Source organism: Sulfitobacter indolifex, assembly GCF_022788655.1.
Classification (GTDB): Bacteria; Pseudomonadota; Alphaproteobacteria; order Rhodobacterales; family Rhodobacteraceae; genus Sulfitobacter; species Sulfitobacter indolifex.
In genome coordinates this window covers 832,345-851,594 of the sequence record NZ_CP084951.1, presented here as the reverse complement: position 1 = coordinate 851,594, position 19,250 = coordinate 832,345, and the positions used below count along the sequence as shown (strand labels likewise).

Genomic DNA, 19,250 nt, shown 5'->3' with positions numbered 1-19,250 from the left:
CGGCAATCATTACGGGAGCTGCTGGCGCACGTAGTCCATCACAGCGCCTCGGACCGACATATCTCCCCGTTCGCGCGCCGCGTGGATGACTTCGCGCACGTCATCCAGATTGCAACGTCGCAGCAGGCTTTTGACTGGTCCGATTGACGCCGGGCGCATTGATAGGGTGTTGAGCCCGATGGCCGCGAAACACAACGCTTCGACGGGGCGGCCCGCATCCTCACCGCAGAACGACAGCGCCGTATCGGTTTCGGCACAACGCGCGACGATGCCCTCAAGGAAGGTTAGGAAAGAGACATTCAGCGTGTCATAGCGCCGCCGCACCCGCTCATTCTCACGGTCAGCGGCAAAGAAAAACTGTTTAAGATCGTTGCCCCCGATGGAGAGAAACTCCACCTCTTCAAAGAACTTTTTCGGCGCAAAGGCGAGGCTGGGTGTCTCAAGCATCGCGCCAATTTCCAGTTTCTCAGGCAGCACATGGCCCAAAATACGCTCACGTTCCATCGCCTTGTCGACCTCAGCACGGGCGGCGCGAAACTCCTCGAACTGGGCCACAAATGGGAACATTACCGTCAGCGGCCGCCCGGCGGCGGCGCGGATCAGCGCCTGCAACTGCATGCGCATGACCCCCGGCTTGTCCAATCCCACACGGATCGCGCGCCAGCCCAAGGCGGGGTTCGGCTCATCGTTGGGCTTCATATAAGGCAGCACCTTGTCCGACCCGATGTCGAGCGTGCGAAACACCACCCGGCGGCCATGTGCGGCATCAAGCACACGGGCATAAAGTGCGGCCAGTTCAGTCCGGCGCGGCATTTGGTTGCGCACAAGAAACTGCAGCTCGGTGCGAAAGAGCCCTACGCCTTCAGCCCCCGACCCCTCAAGCGAGGGCAGATCGGCCATCAGTCCCGCGTTCATCTGCAAGCTGATGATCTTCCCGCATTTCGTCTCAGCTGGTTTGTCGCGGATCGAGGCATAGCGTTCCTGTGCCTCTGCCTGCATCGCGATCTTGTCGCGGAAAGCCGTGGCGACGGTATCATCAGGTCGCAGATGCACCACGCCCTGCTCCCCATCGACCATAATGTGGTCGCCATTCAGCGCGTCATTGGTGATGCGGTTGGCATGAACGATCAATGGAATCGCCAGCGCCCGCGCCACAATCGCTGCATGAGAGCCGACCGAGCCGCCCTCCAACACAATGCCGCGCAGCGACCGCCCATAATCCAGCAGTTCCGCCGGTCCGATGTTGCGCGCCACGAGGATCGGATCGACGGGCATCTCTGCGCCCGTGTCACTGCCCTGCCCCGTCAGATGCCGCAGCAAACGGTTTGACAGGTCATCAAGATCCGACAGACGTTCACGCAGATAGGCGTCATTGACCTGCCCCAACCGGGCGCGGGCCATGGATTGTTCTTTCTCAACCGCAGCCTCGGCACTCAGCCCGCTTTGAATATCCTCCACCATCCGCCGCATCCAGCCTTTGGAATTGGCGAACATGCGGTAAGCTTCAAGCACCTGTTGCTGCTCTTTGTCGGCGGTAAGGCTTAACAATTGGTCAACACTGACGCGCAATTGCTCAACTGCTTCGGTCAGACGCTCGGTCTCGCGTTCCGGGTCATCGGCAATGGGGTTGGAAACGACCACGCGCGGCTCATGCAGCCAAACATGACCTTCGGCCACGCCCTCCTGCCCTACGGTGCCGCGCAGCAAGACCGGCTGACTGTGACGGGCCAACATCGCAGCGCCTTCGCCAACAAAGGCGCCAAGTTCGGCCATTTCGGCCAGCACCATGGCGACAACTTCCAGCGCATAGACCTCGTCGGCAGAGAACTCCCGAGCCTGTCTGGATTGTACGACCAACACGCCCAGTGTCTCGCCCAAGCGCTGGATCGGCACCCCAAGGAACGAGGAATAGATCTCCTCCCCCGTCTCCGGCATGAAGCGGAAACCGGCGGCTTGGGGAGCGTTGGGCGTGTTGATAACATCGCGGCGTTTGGCCACGCGGCCCACCAGACCTTCGCCCAATTTCATGCGGGTTTCATGCACCGCTGCTTCGTTCAGACCTTCAGTCGCACAAAGCTCAAGCGTATCTTCATCGCGGAACAGATAGATCGAGCAGACTTCGCAGCCCATGGAGTTGGCGATCAACTGGGTGATCTTATCCAGCCGCGCTTGGCCCGCCAAATCACTGGCCATCGCATCGCGCAGCCGCCCAAGCAGCTTTCGGCTCTCTGTCTCAACCCGTTCGCCCATATGGTTTGGTCCCTGTCCCTCTGGAGCAGGGTTTAGCGCACTCGCGCAGGGATAGAAATGCTATTTGCGCAAGACCCCACATCCAAGGCCAGCATATCGGCAGGATGCTGCAGTTTTACGCAGGCGAAGGGCCCGCGTAAAACCTTTTTGATTGCAGACCCTTAGGCCGCTTTATCCAGTTCGAAAGCATCATGAAGCGCCTGCACGGCCAGCTCCATATACTTGCGATCAATCAGCACGCTGATCTTGATCTCGGAGGTGGTGATAACCTTGATGTTGATCCCCTCATCCGAGAGGACCTTGAACATCTTGGCGGCCACACCGGTGTGGCTGCGCATGCCGATGCCCACCACGGACACCTTGGCCACGCCTTTGTCAGCGATCAACTCTTGGTAGTTGATGATGCCGTCTTCATGGGCTTTTTCCATCGCCTTTTCGGCGCGGATCACCTGATCGACGGGGCAGGACCACGTCATATCGGTGCGGCCTTCTTCGGCGATGTTCTGGACGATCATGTCGACGTTCACGCCACCCTCGCTGAGCGCGGTAAAGATCGTCGCCGCGATGCCGGGGCGGTCTGCCACGGACACCAAGGTCATCTTTGCCTCATCACGAGAAAACGCGACCCCGGCCACCACATTGCTTTCCATGATTTCCTCCTCATCGCAGACGAGCGTCCCGGCATCGTCAGATTGTTCTTCGAAACTGCTCAGCACCCGCAGCTTAACCTTGTAGCGCATCGCCAGTTCGACCGACCGGGTCTGCAAAACCTTTGCCCCGAGAGAGGCCAGTTCCAGCATCTCTTCAAAGGAAATCTTGTCAAGTTTGCGTGCTTTGGATTCCACCCGTGGGTCGGTCGTATAAACGCCATCCACGTCGGTATAGATATCACAACGTTCCGCATCAAATGCGGCGGCAAAGGCCACAGCCGTCGTGTCAGACCCGCCCCGGCCCAGCGTGGTGATCCGGCCCTGCGGGCTGATGCCCTGAAAACCTGCGACCACGGCAACCTTCATACCTTCGCCAAATTTCGCGGTGATGTTGTCAGTCGGGATTTCCTCGATCCGAGCGGCGGAATGGGCGTCGGTCGTGCGCACCGGCACCTGCCAGCCCTGCCACGAGCGCGCAGGCACGTCCATTTCCTGCAGGGTCAGTGCCATCAGACCAGCGGTGACATTCTCCCCACTCGACACGATCGCGTCATATTCGCGCGCATCATAAAGCGGCGAGGTCTCATTGACGAAGCCCACCAGCTTGTTCGTCTCGCCCGACATGGCCGACACGATGACGATCACGTCATAGCCTTTTGCAACCTCGACACCGACGCGCTTTGCCGCGCGGCGGATACGGTCCAAAGTGGCGACCGAAGTCCCACCAAATTTCATAACCAGAACAGGCATTTTGTCCCCCGCGCAACAGTCCAGCGCGGTCTAAGCCCACGGCACGGCAAGGGCAAGCCTATTTAACATGATGTTATGCTGCGCAGCTTAGAACGGATGCGCCCGGCCATCCCATGTTTCAAACGCGCCGGTCTGCACCAAATCAAGCGCCTCGATCCGCTGGGCAAGGCCTTGCGCAGCCTCCGTGACGCTGATCTCGCCCTGATCGCCGCCCATGTCCGTGCGGACCCAGCCGGGATGGTAGATGCCCACGGCGATGCCCTCAGGCTTGAGATCAACCGCCAAATTACGCCCCAGATTGATCGCCGCCGCTTTGGAGGCGCGGTAGATGTAACTGCCTCCCGGTGCCCGCGTTGAAGACCCCATTTGCGAGGCGATGATCGCGATTTTCGCACCCGACGCGGCCCGCAGGTTGGGCAGAAGCGACTGCACCGTCAAGAACACGCCGGTCACATTGACAGCGAAACTCTGCGTCCACAGATCAGCACCAAAGCCGGTTTCCATATCGTCACCCTTATCGAGATAGACGCCAGCGTTGCAGATCAGCAGGTCTAGTGGGCGATCTTTTAGCGTGGTGGCAAATGCCGCGTGGCTTGCTGGGTCGGTCACGTCCAACACGGCCTCCACCCCCGCGCCGCGCGCGGTGCCGATCACCTCTTCACCTGCGGCTTTATACTGGGCGGCCAGCGCCGCGCCGATGCCGCGGCTTGCACCGGTGATAACGATGGTCATGGGCGATCCTTACAAGAATGGGCCTTTACAAGATTGGGCCGTTACAAGAATGGGCCTTCAGGAAAGTTGGCGCTTGGGCTTGAATGGCAATGGCATCAAGGGGACGCCTTCCTCCACCAAGGCACGGGCCTGATCCAGCCGTGCTTCTCCATAGATGGCGCGCTCAGGGATGCGCCCGGCGTGCATGTCACGCGCTTCGCGAACGAAGTTTTTGCCCACGTAATCCGATGTGGATTCCACCTTTTTGCGCAATGCGGTCAGGGCTTTTTCGACATCCCCCGGAGGGTTGGACAAGACCGGCACGGTTTTCTCTGCCGCCTCGGGGGCCGCTGGCGCGCCCTCGCCCGAGGTCACACGCGGGGCCATCAGGGATTTACTCACCTCGCCCGATCCGCAGACCGCACAGCTCAGATGTCCGGCGCGGGCGAGGCTGTCAAAGGCCGCCGCCGATTGGAACCAACTGTCGAAACCATGTCCGGCCTCGCATTTTAACGCATAACGGATCATTCGCCCGGTCCTTAAAAATCTATTCTTTAAATGAGCTTCAGCGGGCAAGAGGTCAAGACGGCCGGGATTGGCCCGTGCGTCACAGTCTTGTGCGATTAGCCGGCCAAGCCGCCACTGCGCGGATCGAAGTCGCGGATCAGCCGCGCCAAATCAGGTGCATCCACCAGCTGCGCAGCCTTCCGGCGCGAGCACCACATCCGCTTGCGCTGTCCCTTTTCAGGGAACTGTTTGGCCAATGCTTTGACCTTCACGGGATAAAGCATCGCCAGACATGGCACTGCCCCGTCCTCACCCGTTTTGGCATAGCTATAGACGCCCAGGCATTGCCCGCGCACCTGCCCAACGACGCCGCCCTCTTCCCATGCTTCGACCAAGGCCGAGGCCGCGGGGGTTTTCCCGTCCATCGGCCAGCCTTTGGGGATGATCCAACGTTTTCTGCCGCGCGAAGTAATCAGCAAGACCTGCAATTTGCCACGTTTGCGACGCCAGCAAAGTGCCGCAAATTGAATGCGCAGATCGTTCTTCTGCCCACCGTTCAAGGATATCGGTACCTGTGTCGTCATCCGCCGCAGCCGCGCCCTCTGGCTGGTTGTTTTCGCTTTCACCCTAGCGCGGCAATCCTTGTCTGACCATATGCACTTGCCCCCCCTCAATGCATCAAAGATACTACCAAAATGATAAGATTTTGCGCCCTTCTGACCCTGTTATGCAGCCTTGCCTTCCCCCTTCGGGCCGAGGCACCGCTGACGGTCTTTGCCGCCGCCAGCCTGCGCGGCGCGCTGGAGGAGATCGCGGCGGCGTTTCCCGTGCCCTTGGTCTTGGCCTATGGCGGATCGGGCACGATGGCGCGGCAGGTTGCCGCCGGAGCGCCTGCGGATGTCGTTCTGCTCGCGAATACCGATTGGATGGATTGGTTGGCGGATCAAGGGATCATCGCCGCCGAGGAGGCGCAGATCATCGCCCACAACCACTTGGTTCTGATTGCCCCCCGTGGCACCACCAAATTATCCCACCCTGCGGACCTGCCCGCCCAGCTTGGCCCCACGGGTCGGCTGGCGATGGGCCAACGCGACGCGGTGCCCGCAGGCAGCTATGCCCGCGATTGGCTGACGCATGAGGGGTTGTGGGAGGGTTTGCAAAGCAAATTGGCCGAGACTGACAATGTCCGCGCCGCGTTGGCTTTGGTCGCGCGCGGCGATACGCCCTTTGGCGTGGTCTATGCCAGCGACGCCCATGCCGAGGCTGACGTGCAGGTCGTCTATAAAGTGCCCGCCGACACCCATGCCCCCATCACCTATCCCGCCGCAGCTCTGACGCCAGCGGGCACGGATTTGCTTGCGTTTTTGACCACGGAACAGGCGCAGGCGATCCTTGAAGACCATGGTTTCGTCCGGGCCGATCATGGATCTTGACGCCGCCGCTTGGGCCGCACTGATGCTGTCGCTGCGGGTGGCAAGCGTGGCGATGCTCTGCTCGCTGCCACTGGCGCTCTGGGTCGCGTGGATTCTTGCCCGTAAGGAGTTTCCTGGCAAGGGTCTTCTAAGTGCGCTGGTCCATCTGCCCCTAGTGCTGCCACCGGTGGTGACGGGCTATCTGCTGCTGTTAAGCTTTGGCCGCAACGCCCCCTTGGGGCGGCTGTTGGAGAGCCTCGGCATCGGCCTCGCGTTCCACTGGACCGGGGCGGTTCTGGCCGCGCTCATTATGGGCTTCCCGCTGATGGTTCGCGCCATGCGTCTCGCGATCGAAGCCGTCGATCCCCGGATCGAAGCCGCTGCCGCCACGCTCGGCGCGCCGCGCGTTAGCGTGTTCTGCCGCGTGACCCTGCCGCTGATCTTTCCCGGCATCCTCGCCGGGGCTGTGATGGGCTTTGCCAAGGCGATGGGCGAGTTCGGCGCCACGATCACCTTCGTCGCCAATATCCCCGGCCAGACCCAAACCCTGCCGAGCGCGATCTGGACCGCTTTGCAGGTGCCGGGCGGTGAAAATCGCGCCTTGGCCATGGCAGCCTTGGCCGGGCTGGTGGCGCTGGCCGCCGTGCTGCTTTCCGAAGCCTTGGCGCGGCGGGTCGCCAAACGGATTTCAGGGGCACGCTGATGCTTGAGGTCACGCTGCGCCACGGCTTTGACGGGTTCGATCTGGATCTGTCCTTCAGCACCGAAGGTGGCATCACCGCGCTTTTCGGCCGTTCGGGCGCGGGCAAGACGACGGTGATCAATGCAGTCGCCGGGTTGCTGCGTCCCGACATGGGGCGCGTGGTGCTGGACGGTGAGACTCTCTTGGACACAGAGCGCGGCATCTGGGTGCCTCCACATCGGCGCAGGCTGGGCTATGTCTTTCAAGATGCGCGGCTTTTTCCACATCTTGATGTTCGCCGAAACCTAACCTTCGGCGCGCGCTATGCCCCACGCGGCAGCCGGGGCGCCGGTTTCGATGATGTCGTCGAGCTGTTGGGACTTAAACCACTTTTGACGCGCGCCCCCGCGACACTGTCGGGCGGAGAGAAGCAGCGCGTCGCTCTTGGCCGGGCGCTTTTGTGTCGCCCGCGTTTGCTGCTGATGGACGAGCCACTGGCGAGCCTTGATGGCCCGCGCAAGCAAGAGATCCTCCCCTATCTTGAACGCCTACGCGATGGCGGTTTGGGCCTGCCGATCCTTTATGTCAGCCATGCGGTGGATGAGATCGCGCGGCTGGCCGACCGTCTGGTTCTGTTGCAAGATGGGCAGCTCAAAGCGCAAGGCGCGCTGTTCGATGTAATGGCTGATCCTGCCGCCGTGCCCCTGCTGGGCGTGCGCGAAGCTGGCGCGGTGCTGGAGGCTGACGTCATCGCGCATGCGGAGGATGGCCTCTCGACCCTCGCGGTGCGGGCGGGACAGCTGGAACTGCCGGGCGTGCAGGCCCCGATTGGATCGCGGGTGCGGCTGCGGGTATTGGCACAAGATGTCATACTTTCACGCCATCGGCCCGAAGGGCTGTCATCGGTCAATATTCTAGCAGTGCGGGTGGAGGCCGTACATCCGGGCGACGGGCCGGGTGCGGCCATTGCCCTCAGCGCAGGCGGAGACCGCCTGCTTGCCCGCGTTACGGCGCGCGCCGTGCGCGATCTTGACCTGCGCGCAGGGATGGAGTGTTACGCCATCATCAAAGCGACCACCGTGGCACCGGGCAGCATCGGGCGTTAATCAAAGTTTCGGGGGTTTTCGGCCCATTTTCAGCCGCAACCGCGCGACCAGTTCTTCCTGAGGGATATCCGCTTCAATCGCCAATTTGCGCATGCCAAAATGCACATGCGCCATATCCTGATAATAGCTGGTATAGGCGTAATTCGTCGCCGCCCCGGCCACCGCCCCCAGCACCGGCACGGCTTGGGCCGCGAGTTTTTGACCCAGCACCACGGCAAGGCGCGGCGCCACACGAGCGATCACCGCGTTCATCGCCCGCCCCGTCAGCGCCATGCGCACGGTCAGAAACCCCAGATCGGCACTGTCGTCATCGGCCAGCGGCCCTGCGGCGGTGAAGACATGCACGCAATCGAACTGCACGTTCTCAGCCGCCGGATCAAACCCATGTTCTGCGGCCACACCCTGAATAACCCGTAAAAGCAGCGTGGTGGTTACGGGCAGCTCGGCCAGCGCGGTGGGCAGCCCCCCGGCCCCGCCAGCGGCCCCCATGGCGGTCGAGACCGCTTGGTTTAGCCAACCTTGCTGGTCCTTCACATAGCTGCGGCTGGAATGCGCAGCCTGCATTGCGTGGTTCAGCGCTTTCATCGTGGCGCTTTCAAGGTTGCGGCGCACAGCCCCCGGCAAACGGTCTATCAATCCATCCGCGCTGCCGCCGATCAGATTCAGCACATGGATTCCGACCCCTCCCGCCTGTTTGTAACGGCGGGCGATTTCATCCAGTCGGGCATCGACGTCGATGGTGCTGGGCAGGTTGCTTTCGATCCGCATTGGCGTCCCTCTTTGAGCTTAGGCTCAAAGTGGGTCGGGGATGGGGTAAAATCAATCGTGCCAGTGGCGAACCTTGCCGATTACGCCGGCCCAAGCATCCTCTGCCAAGGACCGGCCCAAGACGCGCGCGGGGTTTGTGGGCGGGGGCATTTCCACGTCTTGCAATAGGGTAAAGCCAAAGCGGTTATAGTAAGGCGCATCGCCCACCAGCATCACCCGTTCCCAACCAAGCGGCCCCGCATGCGCCAGCGAGGTCTCGATCAACGCCGCGCCCAGCCCTTCGCCCTGCCGCGTGGGGTGGACGGCAACCGGGCCCAGCAACAGCGCCTCTGTCGCGCCGATCCTAACGGGCCAATAGCGGATCGCGCCTGCCAGAATACCACCACTGTCACGCGCCACATGGCTCAGCCCCGCCACGGGCGGCACACCATCGCGCAGCCGGTAAGACGACAGCGCCTCGCGCCCCGGCGCGAAACAGGTGTCATAAAGCGCCTCAACCTCCCAATGGTCGGCGGGCACCTCCGGGGTCATCTTGTAGGGCATCTGATGCAAGGCCGGAGGCTTTCAGGAGCAATTGCGGGTGGCGCTGGACGTAGCATGAGGCTAGCCATGGGTGCAAACCATCAAGGAGTGTTCATGTTCTATCGTCCCGAAGACGGCCATGGTCTGCCGCACAATCCATTCAACGCCATCGTCACCCCGCGCCCCATCGGTTGGATCTCCAGCCGCGATGGTCAAGGCCGCGACAACCTTGCCCCATATTCTTTCTTCAACGCCGTGGCCTATGTGCCGCCACAGGTGATGTTCGCGTCGACCAGCGCCAAGGATGATGTGGACGGCACCAAGGATTCGGTGGCCAACATCCGCGAGACCGGGGTGTTTTGCGTGAACATCGTGGAATACGCGGCGCGGGATGTGATGAATGTGACCTCCGCAGGGTTGCCGCATGGCACCGATGAGTTTGAACGCGCCGGGATCGTGAAGGCGGAGTGTGAGCAGATCGCTTGCGCGCGGGTGGCGAATGCGCCGGCGAATATGGAATGTAAGGTGACGCAGATCGTGCAGTTGCCGGGCGAGGCGAACTTTGTGGTCTTCGGCGAGGTGATCGGTGTCCATCTGCGCGACGATTGCGTGGTGGACGGACGCTTTGATGTGACGCAGTTCCATCCGCTGTCGCGCATGGGGTACCGTGATTATACGGCGGTGCGTGAGGTGTTTGAGCTGAAGCGGCCTGATGATTGAGTAAGGGCCAGCGCCTGCCCGCGGGTGGGCGATCCTAAGGCCTATGCTGCCACTTTATGGCTCAACCATGATGTGCGTTCTCGAAGGAGCGCCTAGCCTCACCAAATCGCCTACCCGTCCGGGCGGGCAGGCGATGGCCCGGTGCCTGCGGCTTGATTCCGGGCTATGGTGAAAGAAAAAACCCGGCGCTTGAATTAAGCGCCGGGTTTTCTTTTTTAGTGCCCGCCTAGTACGCCGGTGCGCACGTCGTAGTCCACGGCCAATTCGTAATCCGGATCATCGTCACTATCGACCATGAGATGCCCGGCCTTGGTCAGCAGACGGTGACAATCGCGGCTCAGGTGGCGCAGCTGCAACCGCTTGCCTGCGGCCTCATATTTCGCAGCCATCGCCTCGATCGCTTGCAACGCGGATTGATCGACCACACGGCTGTCAGCGAAATCGACAATCACCACCTCGGGGTCATTCTCCACGTCAAACAATTCGGCGAACCCATCTGCGGATCCGAAGAACAGCGGCCCGTGAACCTCATAGACCTTGGCCCCTTCCTCGCGCACCGACTGGCGGGTGCTTGCATGGATGCGCCGCGCGTTGTTCCACGCATAGGCCAGCGCCGAGACGATAACGCCAACAACCACCGCCACGGCAAGGTCTTCCATCACGGTCACAACCGTCACCAGAATGATGACAAAGGCATCCATCAGCGGCACTTTGCGCAGGATGGTGAGCGAGTTCCACGCGAAGGTGCCGATCACCACCATGAACATCACGCCAACCAGCGCGGCCAGCGGAATGAGTTCAATGATGGAGGAACCAACGAGGATGAAGAGCAGCAGGAATACCGCCGCCGCGATGCCTGCCACACGCGTACGCCCACCGGATTTCACATTGATCATCGATTGGCCGATCATCGCACAGCCGCCCATGCCGCCAAAAAAGCCGGTGACGGTATTGGCCACGCCTTGGGCGATACATTCCTGGCTCGCGCCACCGCGCTTGCCCGTCAGATCGCCAACAAGGTTCAGCGTTAGCAGGGATTCGATCAGACCAATTGCGGCAAGGATCACCGCATAGGGCAGGATAATCTCAAAGGTTTCCCACGTCAGCGGCACCATCGGGATATGCCATTCCGGCAGGCCACCTTGGATCGAGGCCAGATCGCCCACGCGCGGCACATCTAGGCCAAAGCCGATCACCAGCGCGGCAATGATCCCAATGCCTGCCAAGGGCGCAGGGATAAGGCGGGTAATGCGCGGCGTGAGCCAAATGATCGCCATGGTTGCGGCAACCAATCCCAACATCATCACGAGCGGCTGACCCGAAAGCCATTCGCCGCCGCCCATGCCGTGACCTGTGTCGACCATGGTGCCGGGCACCTTAAACTGGCTCATTTGTGCCAAGAAAATCACGATGGCGAGCCCGTTGACAAAGCCCAGCATCACTGGATGCGGCACCAGTCGGATGAACTTGCCCCATTGCATGACGCCCGCGAAAATCTGCATGAGCCCCATCAGCACCACGGTGGCAAAGAGGTACTCGACCCCATGCTGCGCCACCAAGGCCACCATGACCACAGCCAACGCCCCTGTGGCGCCCGAGATCATGCCAGGTCGGCCGCCAATCAGCGCTGTGATCAGACCGACGAGAAAGGCCGCGTAAAGCCCCACCAGCGGATGCACCCCGGCGACAAAGGCAAAGGCCACCGCTTCGGGCACCAGTGCAAGTGCCACGGTCAGCCCCGACAGCAATTCGATCCGCAGCCGCCCGATGGAGAAACCATCGTCGGGCATCCAGCGCAAATCGGTCACATCAAGGTTCTTGGCAAAGTTGTGCAGCGTGGCGCGCATAGGGGCGTCCTTTGACTATCGGAAAACAGATATGAGCGCCGGAAGCCGCAGTTGCGGGGCGCTTTTGGCTGCACCTAGAACAGTTTTGCCGTGAAGAAAAGCATCTTGCCGATGATCAGGCCGAGGCTGCTGCAATGCAGAAACACATTGATGCAACGGCCAACGCGCAATGTGCTCCGGAAATTCCTGACGAAGACGTGTCTTCCGCGGTGGCAAAAACACTTGAACCCCACTGGAATCTGTGAGGTTCTTTGGGCTTCACTGGCAACCACCCAAGGCACAGGCTCCTTCATGACAGATACGAAAATCGCCGTTATCGGCGGCTCCGGCATTTATGACATCGACGGGCTGCAGGATGCCGATTGGGTCACAGTGGAGACCCCATGGGGTGCGCCGTCGGATCAAGTTCTGACCGGGACTTTGGATGGCGTTGCCATGGTCTTTCTACCGCGCCATGGCCGTGGCCATGTGCATACGCCGACTTCCGTGCCCTACCGCGCCAATATCGACGCGCTGAAACGGTTGGGCTGTACGGATGTGATCAGCGTCTCAGCCTGCGGGTCGTTCCGCGAAGAGATGGCACCGGGCGATTTCGTGATCGTCGACCAGTTCATTGACCGCACCATGGCGCGGGAGAAAACCTTCTTCGGCCCCGGCTGTGTGGCCCATGTCAGCGTGGCCCACCCCACCTGCCCGCGCTTGGGCGACGCCTGCCAAACTGCGGCACGGGAGGCCGGCATCAACGTGCACCGTGGCGGCACCTATCTGGCGATGGAGGGGCCGCAGTTCTCAACCTTGGCCGAATCCAAAATGTACCGCGAAAGCTGGGGTGCGGATGTGATCGGCATGACCAATATGCCGGAGGCCAAGTTGGCGCGGGAAGCTGAGCTTTGCTATGCTTCTGTCGCGATGATCACCGACTATGACAGTTGGCATCCGGATCACGGTGAGGTGGACGTGACACAGATCATCGCGACGTTGATGGGGAACGCCGACAAGGGCCGCGCCATGGTGTCGCGCCTGCCCGCGCTGCTGGGGGCCGACCGCGCGCCCTGCCCGCACGGTTGTGACCGGGCGTTGGAGTTTGCGATCCTGACCCAGCCGGATGCGCGGGATCCTGAATTGCTGGCAAAACTGGATGCAGTGGCGGGGCGGATGCTTTGAACGCGGGCGGTGGTGTGTGCAGCTGAGTGCGGACGGTATTTGAGAAAGGATGAAAGGGAGGGAGTTGGGCCCTCTTTCCAATAAGGTGCCAGGCGCAGATGAGGGCTTCGCCTACGGGGCGGCTTGCGCTAAGACGGGTCGGGTTAATTCACGCGGAAGGGCGGCATGAAACAGGTTCAGGACTATATTCGCACGATTGTAGATTTCCCGCACGAGGGGATCATGTTTCGCGACGTGACGACACTTTTTGCCGATCCACGCGGGTTTCGCATGGCGATCGACCAAATGCTGCATCCCTATGCAGGCATAGACATTGACAAGGTTGTGGGCCTTGAAGCGCGCGGCTTTATCTTGGGTGGCGCGATTGCGCATCAGTTGAGTGTGGGTTTTGTGCCTGTTCGCAAGAAGGGCAAGCTGCCGGGCACTGTAATCAGTCAGGAATACAAACTTGAATATGGCGAGGCCATTGTCGAGCTGCATGATGATGCCATCAAACCGGGAGAGAAAGTTTTGGTTGTCGACGACCTGCTGGCCACAGGGGGCACGGCGGAGGCCGGGATCAAGCTGATTGAGCGTTTGGGCGGTGAGATTGTTTCCTGCGCGTTCATCATCGACTTGCCCGAGTTGGGCGGCCGTAAGCGGTTGGAAGCGCTCGGCAAAGAGGTCCACGCGCTTTGTGCCTTTGAGGGGCTTTGAACGGCGCTTAGGCGCGTAGGACGGCGCCGGGGTTCATGATGCCCTTGGGGTCAAGTGCCGCTTTGATGGCGCGCATGGCGGCGAGTTTCGCCGGATCGCCGTAGCGTTCAAGGTCATCGACTTTGATCCGCCCGACGCCGTGTTCGGCACTGAATGAGCCGCCGAGCTCGTGCACAAGGTCGTGGACCAGGCGTTTGACTGCATCGCGTTGCTCTTCGTAGTCGGCACGCGTTTTTCCCTTTGCGGGGAAGACGTTGTAATGCAGGTTGCCGTCCCCGACATGGCCAAAGCAATTGATCCGGAAATCGTTGAGGGCGGTGAGTGCTTGGGTGGCGCGGGTGATGAACTCAGGAATCGCGCTGAGGGGCACCGAAATGTCGTGGCTGGAGACCGAGCCGATCAGGCGGTTGGCTTCGGGAATTGTCTCGCGAATGGTCCAGAAGTCTTGGGCCTGCTGGGCGTTTTGGGCGATCAAGCCGTCTGTGACGAGGGTCGCCTCTAGCGCCGCAGCGAAGAGGCTTTCGAGGGCGGCGTCAGTGTCGATCTCTCCGGGCGTGCCAATCTCGATCAATACGCACCACTCGGGGGGAGTGGCGAAAGGCTGACGGATATTGGGAAGGGTTTCGTTAAGAAAATCGAAACCTTGTCGGTGCATCAATTCAAAGGCGCTGATCATCTCGCCCAGGTGATCGCGCGCAAGTGAAAGGAGCGATAGCGCGGCGGCGGGGCTGTCGACAACCATGAGGGCGGTGCCACTGCGCGCCGGTCGGGCGTAGAGTTTGAGGGCTGCGGCGGTGATGATGCCGAGCGTACCTTCGGCGCCGATCAGCAGGTGGCGCAGGTCATAGCCAGTGTTGTTTTTGCGCAGGCGGGTCAGGCCGTGCCAAATTTGACCGTCAGGCAGAACGGCTTCGAGGCCTAGGCAGAGGTCCCGGGCATTGCCGTAGCGCAGCACGCCGGTGCCCCCAGCGTTGGTTGCCAGCGTCCCACCGATGCGGGCGGTGCCTTCGGCGGCGAGCGACAGCGGGAACAGGCGGTTTACCTCTTCGGCGGCGGTTTGGACGTCGGCGAGGATCACACCGGCTTCGGCGACCAACACATTCTCTTCGGGGAGTACGGCGCGGATGCGGTTCATGCGTTCGAGAGACAGGATCAGCGGAGCAGGTCCATCGCTGCTGATCTGACCACCGACGAGGCCGGTGCCGCCGCCATAAGGCACCACCGGTACGCGGGCCGCATGGGCAGCGCGGATCAGAGTGGAAACCTCCTCTGCGCTGCGTGGCAGAGCCAGCAGGCCGCCCTGCCCGGCATAGCGGCCACGGGGCTCTTCGAGGTGGCGCGGTTCGGGCTGGCGCAGTACCTCGTGGGCCAGATGCTGGCGCAGGGTGTCGGCGAAGGCGATGTCGGCGGGGTTCAGTGTCATACGGTCTTGATCCTGTGATGGAGGGAAGGATGCAAGGACAAAGCGGAGAACCGTTTGGCGGGCATGTGGCTTAGCAGGTGAAGGAGAAGCGGGGTTGCTTTTCGAAGGTTAACCGACATCCGTACGTCCGCGCCGGTCTTTGCGCAGCGCGGCGTAAAGCACATGGGTGCGCCAACGGCCATCAATTTGTAAATAGCTTTGTGCCACGCCCTCATATTTAAAGCCGGCCTTTTCCAACAGCCCCCGAGATGCTTGGTTTTCTGGCAGACAGGCAGCTTCGATGCGCGACAGGTCGAGCCGGGTGAAGGCCTGATGCACCGCCGCCTCGATCGCCTCGCGCATGTAGCCTTGGCGCGCGAAGGGCTCGCCCGTCCAATAGCCGAGCGTGCCTGATTGCGCAGGGCCGCGGCGGATGTTGTCCAGCGTGATCGCACCAACAAGGTTCTGATCGCTGCGTCGGATCAGGAACAGCGGCATGGCATTGCCCGACGATACCGAGCGCTGCGCCCAATAGACGCGGTTGGTAAATGCCTTGCGGGTGAGGTGATCCTCCGCCCATGTCGGCTCCCACGGGCGGAGATAATCGTTGCTGGCGCGGCGCAGGGCAGACCACGCGCGGAAATCGGCATGGACCGGCGGACGCAGGGTCAGCCGTTCCGTTTCGATCCGCAGTTTGCGTCGCCCCAGCAGCATCAGGCAGCGCGTCTGCTGTGGAGTTCGTCGAGCGTTGGCGCGCCATCAACGGGGCCGTAGAGCGCAAGTGCCGCGGGCGCTTGGGTGGCCATGCGTTCAGCAAAATCGCGCACGTCGCCGGTGGTGACGGCGTCGATCTGGGCCACGGTTTCTTCCAGCGGCGGGACACGGTCCCAGATCTGGATCAGGCGGGCCAAACGTTCGGCGCGGTTAGAGGGGCTCTCTAAGCCCATCAGCAGCCCGGCCTTCATCTGCGCACGGGCGCGGGCGACTTCGGCGGGGGACATGTCAGTGGCGGCGCGCTTCATCTCGTCTATGGTGATATTGGCCAGCTCGGGCAATTGCTCGGCGCTGGTGCCGGCGTAGATCGTGGTCATCCCTGTGTCGGCATAGGCGCCGGCTTGGGCGAAAATCGTGTAGCAGAGGCCGCGGTTTTCGCGAATCTCTTGGAACAGGCGTGAGGACATGCCGCCACCCAACGCAGAAGCGTAGATTTGAGCGATATAGATGTCGTCGGAGCGGTAGCCGGGGCTTTCGAAACCGAGGGCAAAATGGGCCTGTTCGAGCTTTTTGACCTGCCGGAACTCGCCGCCGCCGAAGCGGGCGCCGTCGACCTGGTAGAGCTTTTTCGACGGCATATCGCCAAAAAGGCTTTCGGCCAGTTTGACGATTTTGTCGTGATCGACGGCCCCAGCGGCAGAGAGGATCATCTGCTCTGGCCCGTAGTGGTCGGCGATGAAGAGTTTGAGATCGTCACGTGAAAAAGCCGAGACACGCTCGGATGGCCCAAGGATCGTGCGGCCGATGGGCTGATCGGGGTAGGCCTGCTCTTGCAGCCAGTCAAAGATCACATCGTCGGGCGTGTCGAGGGCTTGGCCAATCTCTTGCAGGATTACGCCGCGTTCGACTTCGACCTCGGAAGGGTCCAGCACCGGGTTGCGCAGGATGTCGGCGATCACGTCGAGGCCAAGCGCCACGTCGTTTTCCAACACGCGGGCATAATAAGCGGTGACTTCGCGCGAGGTATAGGCGTTAATATAGCCGCCCACGTCCTCGATGGCCTCGGCTATTTGCAGCGACGAGCGGGTCGCGGTGCCCTTGAAGGCCATATGCTCGAGGAAATGCGCGATGCCGTTCTGCTGCGGGGTTTCGTGGCGTGCACCGGCGTTCACCCAAACGCCGATGGCAGAGGAGGCAAGCCCCTCCATATGTTCGGTGACGATCCGGAAGCCGTTGGGCAATGTGGTCTGGTTCAAGCTCACGCGGGGAGGTTTCCTTTGATATGCGCTTTGAGCGCGTCGAGGTCATTGGGCAGCCGGGTGAAACGCTCTTCGCGGTCGAAAAGGTCCGACATGCGGGGCGGCAAGGCTGGGCGAATGCCGGTGGCCGCTTCAACAGCGTCGGGGAATTTCGCCGGGTGCGCGGTGGCGAGGGTGACCATTGGGATGGCCGGGTCGCGCTGCTCATCCGCGACCTTCACGCCAACGGCGGAATGCGGGCAGAGCAGCTCGCCGGTGGTACGGCGGCGGTCGGCGATGGTGGCAGTGGTTTCTTCCTCCGAGGCGCGGCCCGAGCGGTAGGTGTCTCGCAGCGCTTGCATCGCGCCTTGGGAGACGTCGAAACCGCCCTGCCCTAGCTCGTCCATCAATTGTGCCACGGCACCCGCGTCGCGGTCGTAGGCGTCGAAAAGGGCGCGCTCGAAGTTGGACGAGACTTGGATATCCATCGAGGGGCTGATCGAGGGGGTCACGCCGCCCTTGTGATAGCCCTGCCCCGAGAGGCAGCGGTGCAGGATGTCGTTTTGATTGGTGGCGACGACCAGATCGGCGATAGGCAGGCCCATGCGTTTGGCGATGTAGCCTGCGAAAATGTCGCCGAAATTGCCGGTGGGCACGGTGAAGCTGATCTCGCGTGCCGGTGCGCCGAGGCTGGTGGCGGCGGTGAAATAGTAGACCACCTGTGCCAGCACGCGGCCCCAGTTGATCGAGTTCACACCCGCCAGCCGCACCGAATCGCGGAAGTCGAAGTCGTTGAACATGTCTTTCAAGCGCGCTTGGCAGTCGTCGAAATCCCCGTCGATGGCGAGGGCGTGGACGTTGGCCTCCGACGGCGTCGTCATCTGGCGGCGCTGCACGTCCGAGACCCGGCCATGTGGGTAGAGGATGAAGACGTCGACGTTATCCAAGCCTTTGAAGGCTTCGATCGCGGCGGAGCCGGTATCGCCGGAGGTCGCGCCAACGATGGTGACGCGTTCGCCCTTGCGGCCCAGAGCGGCTTGGAACATCTGGCCGATCAGCTGCATGGCGAAGTCTTTGAATGCCAGTGTGGGGCCGTGGAAGAGTTCCAACAGGAAGTGGTTCGGGGCAAGTTGCACCATGGGGGCGCGGGCAGTGTGCTCAAAACCTGCGTAAGCGCGGCCGATGATAGCGCGAAATTCTTCGTCGGTGAACGTATCGCCGATGAAGGGGCGCATGACGATAAAGGCGACTTCTTCGTAGCTTTGGCCCTGCATGGCGGTGATCTGGTCGGCGCTCAGCGTCGGGATGGTTTCGGGCACATAAAGGCCGCCGTCACGGGCAAGGCCGGTTAGCATCGCCTCTTCGAAGGACAGGACGGGGGCGGAGCCACGGGTAGAGATATAGCGCATAGGGTCAGTCGACTTTCGGCGTTGCAGGGGCGCGGCGGCGGCGCAGGAAAAGGACGGTCATCGCCAGCCAGATGGCGGCGAGGGAAAACCAGGTGATCGCATATTGCAAGTGATCGTTGGGGATGCGGGCGGTATCGACGGGCAGCGGGGCGATTTTCGGGTCGATCCCGGTTCCATCGCGGGCGACGACGAGCAGCGGTTCGGTATTGAGGGTTTCGGCCATGCGGGGGACATTGCGGGCGAACCAAATGTTGCGCTCGGTATCGGCCTCTGGCGTGAAGCTGTCGACCTCTTGGGGCCATTGCATATTACCGATGATGCGGGAGGGGCCAGCAGTGTTGATAACGTCTTTGTTCTCGGTAGGCGTGAAACCCAAATCGACGAGAATCCGCCGGCCGTCTTCCAGCATCAGAGGAGCAATCACACGGTAGCCCGCGCCCGTTTGCTTTTGGCTGACCAGCACATGCAGCGCCTCGGCGCCGATTTCACCACTTACGGTGACGGGCAGATAGGCATCGACCTCCGGGTCGGGCGACGTGGGCAGGTCCACCGGCGTCGCGGTGATGCGTCCGTTGATGTCAGCGACAATCGCCTCTTTCCACGCCAGCCGTTGTACTTGCCATATCCCGAGCGTAACGAGGATGGCAGCCCCGCCGAGACCTACGATGATGAAGAACAGGCTGCGCCGCATTCGAATCTCTC

At 61.7% G+C, this 19,250-nt stretch carries 19 protein-coding genes; 6 read left to right on the top strand and 13 right to left on the bottom strand.

The genetic code is table 11. From position 1 onward, the window contains the following. Positions 1-9: 9 nt before the first annotated feature. The 5 genes from ptsP to DSM14862_RS04165 all read right to left on the bottom strand — a co-directional run bounded on the left by ptsP (position 10) and on the right by DSM14862_RS04165 (position 5,452). Complete coding sequence (gene ptsP, locus DSM14862_RS04185; RefSeq protein ID WP_007119175.1) at positions 10-2,250, bottom strand: phosphoenolpyruvate--protein phosphotransferase; 2,241 nt, start codon at positions 2,248-2,250, stop codon at positions 10-12. 161 nt (positions 2,251-2,411) lie between these two features. Further along, positions 2,412-3,650, bottom strand: a complete 1,239-nt coding sequence (locus DSM14862_RS04180; protein WP_007119174.1) for an aspartate kinase — start codon at positions 3,648-3,650, stop codon at positions 2,412-2,414. An 87-nt stretch (positions 3,651-3,737) separates the two neighbouring features. Then, positions 3,738-4,382 carry an SDR family NAD(P)-dependent oxidoreductase gene (locus tag DSM14862_RS04175; RefSeq protein ID WP_007119173.1) on the bottom strand — a complete coding sequence of 215 codons (645 nt, stop codon included), beginning with the start codon at positions 4,380-4,382 and terminating at the stop codon, positions 3,738-3,740. Between the two features lie 57 nt (positions 4,383-4,439). Continuing rightward, positions 4,440-4,889, bottom strand: coding sequence for a DUF1178 family protein (locus tag DSM14862_RS04170; RefSeq protein ID WP_007119172.1), 450 nt, complete (start codon positions 4,887-4,889; stop codon positions 4,440-4,442). 95 nt (positions 4,890-4,984) lie between these two features. Next, a complete protein-coding gene (locus DSM14862_RS04165; RefSeq protein WP_007119171.1) occupies positions 4,985-5,452 on the bottom strand; it encodes an NUDIX hydrolase in 468 nt (155 codons plus the stop codon). Positions 5,453-5,563: 111 nt separating this feature from the next. Here DSM14862_RS04165 and modA point away from each other — a divergent pair, with 111 nt between their 5' ends. From modA to modC, 3 genes are read left to right on the top strand one after another with little or no spacing between them, the layout of a single operon-like run. Beyond that, a complete protein-coding gene (gene modA, locus DSM14862_RS04160) occupies positions 5,564-6,301 on the top strand; it encodes a molybdate ABC transporter substrate-binding protein (protein WP_007119170.1) in 738 nt (245 codons plus the stop codon). Continuing rightward, positions 6,291-6,983, top strand: a complete 693-nt coding sequence (gene modB / locus DSM14862_RS04155) for a molybdate ABC transporter permease subunit (protein WP_007119169.1) — start codon at positions 6,291-6,293, stop codon at positions 6,981-6,983. The genes modA and modB overlap by 11 nt, the downstream gene beginning before the upstream one ends. After that, positions 6,983-8,068 carry a molybdenum ABC transporter ATP-binding protein gene (gene modC, locus DSM14862_RS04150; protein ID WP_007119168.1) on the top strand — a complete coding sequence of 362 codons (1,086 nt, stop codon included), beginning with the start codon at positions 6,983-6,985 and terminating at the stop codon, positions 8,066-8,068. The genes modB and modC overlap by 1 nt, the downstream gene beginning before the upstream one ends. On the opposite strand, the gene DSM14862_RS04145 is transcribed toward modC, so the two are convergent. Further along, positions 8,069-8,836, bottom strand: coding sequence for an EcsC family protein (locus tag DSM14862_RS04145; RefSeq protein ID WP_007119167.1), 768 nt, complete (start codon positions 8,834-8,836; stop codon positions 8,069-8,071). A gap of 51 nt (positions 8,837-8,887) precedes the next feature. Continuing rightward, positions 8,888-9,379: a GNAT family N-acetyltransferase gene (locus tag DSM14862_RS04140; RefSeq protein WP_243254312.1), complete on the bottom strand. Its 492-nt coding sequence runs from the start codon at positions 9,377-9,379 to the stop codon at positions 8,888-8,890. A 93-nt stretch (positions 9,380-9,472) separates the two neighbouring features. Here DSM14862_RS04140 and DSM14862_RS04135 point away from each other — a divergent pair, with 93 nt between their 5' ends. Beyond that, a complete protein-coding gene (locus DSM14862_RS04135) occupies positions 9,473-10,078 on the top strand; it encodes a flavin reductase family protein (RefSeq protein ID WP_007119165.1) in 606 nt (201 codons plus the stop codon). A 215-nt stretch (positions 10,079-10,293) separates the two neighbouring features. Here DSM14862_RS04135 and DSM14862_RS04130 read toward each other — a convergent pair whose 3' ends face one another. Continuing rightward, complete coding sequence (locus DSM14862_RS04130; RefSeq protein WP_007119164.1) at positions 10,294-11,925, bottom strand: SulP family inorganic anion transporter; 1,632 nt, start codon at positions 11,923-11,925, stop codon at positions 10,294-10,296. A 291-nt stretch (positions 11,926-12,216) separates the two neighbouring features. Here DSM14862_RS04130 and DSM14862_RS04125 point away from each other — a divergent pair, with 291 nt between their 5' ends. Both DSM14862_RS04125 and DSM14862_RS04120 read left to right on the top strand, forming a co-directional pair. Continuing rightward, positions 12,217-13,089 (top strand): S-methyl-5'-thioadenosine phosphorylase, encoded by an 873-nt coding sequence (locus tag DSM14862_RS04125; protein ID WP_007119162.1) that lies wholly within the window; start codon positions 12,217-12,219, stop codon positions 13,087-13,089. 165 nt (positions 13,090-13,254) lie between these two features. Then, positions 13,255-13,785, top strand: a complete 531-nt coding sequence (locus DSM14862_RS04120; protein ID WP_007119161.1) for an adenine phosphoribosyltransferase — start codon at positions 13,255-13,257, stop codon at positions 13,783-13,785. A 7-nt stretch (positions 13,786-13,792) separates the two neighbouring features. Here the strand turns inward: DSM14862_RS04120 and DSM14862_RS04115 are convergent, their stop codons facing one another. From DSM14862_RS04115 to DSM14862_RS04095, 5 genes are all read right to left on the bottom strand, one after another. Continuing rightward, positions 13,793-15,208 (bottom strand): FAD-binding oxidoreductase, encoded by a 1,416-nt coding sequence (locus tag DSM14862_RS04115; RefSeq protein WP_007119160.1) that lies wholly within the window; start codon positions 15,206-15,208, stop codon positions 13,793-13,795. 108 nt (positions 15,209-15,316) lie between these two features. Beyond that, positions 15,317-15,901 carry a GNAT family N-acetyltransferase gene (locus tag DSM14862_RS04110; protein ID WP_007119159.1) on the bottom strand — a complete coding sequence of 195 codons (585 nt, stop codon included), beginning with the start codon at positions 15,899-15,901 and terminating at the stop codon, positions 15,317-15,319. Then, positions 15,901-17,109, bottom strand: a complete 1,209-nt coding sequence (locus DSM14862_RS04105) for a M16 family metallopeptidase (RefSeq protein WP_407705371.1) — start codon at positions 17,107-17,109, stop codon at positions 15,901-15,903. The genes DSM14862_RS04110 and DSM14862_RS04105 overlap by 1 nt, the downstream gene beginning before the upstream one ends. Positions 17,110-17,159: 50 nt before the next feature. Further along, on the bottom strand, positions 17,160-18,548 hold the full coding sequence (gene thrC, locus DSM14862_RS04100; RefSeq protein ID WP_007119157.1) for a threonine synthase: 1,389 nt from the start codon (positions 18,546-18,548) through the stop codon (positions 17,160-17,162). A gap of 4 nt (positions 18,549-18,552) precedes the next feature. Continuing rightward, positions 18,553-19,239, bottom strand: a complete 687-nt coding sequence (locus tag DSM14862_RS04095; RefSeq protein ID WP_007119156.1) for an SURF1 family protein — start codon at positions 19,237-19,239, stop codon at positions 18,553-18,555. Between the last annotated feature and the right edge of the window lie 11 nt (positions 19,240-19,250).